The sequence below is a fragment of the Halorubrum sp. SS7 genome, from assembly GCF_005435055.1.
GTDB lineage: Archaea > Halobacteriota > Halobacteria > Halobacteriales > Haloferacaceae > Halorubrum > Halorubrum salinarum.
Genome location: NZ_SGXV01000059.1, coordinates 1,265 through 1,483, shown reverse-complemented (window position 1 = coordinate 1,483; position 219 = coordinate 1,265). Strand labels below are relative to the sequence as shown.

At 68.5% G+C, this 219-nt stretch carries 1 protein-coding gene; it reads left to right on the top strand.

Annotation, left to right across the window (positions count from 1 at the left end; all coding sequences use genetic code 11):
- Window positions 1–219, top strand: a 219-nt coding sequence (locus EXE44_RS22090; RefSeq protein WP_369333861.1) for an FAD-dependent oxidoreductase, incomplete at both ends; no start/stop codon positions are given.

Below are 219 nucleotides of genomic sequence, written 5' to 3'. Positions count from 1 at the left end.
CGGGATACCTCCAGCGCCAAGGCGTCGAACCAACGATTATCGAGCGAGTACCCGAGTGGCGAGACGCGGGATACGGAATCGGGCTGTGGGAGGACGGCCTCACGGTCCTCGACGAACTCGGGCTCCTCGATGCCGCCCGTGGCCGAGCCGCCGATCCCCGTGGATTTGCGGTTCGTGCGGGGGGTGGCGAACTCCTCGCACGCGCGTCGCTTCCCCCTG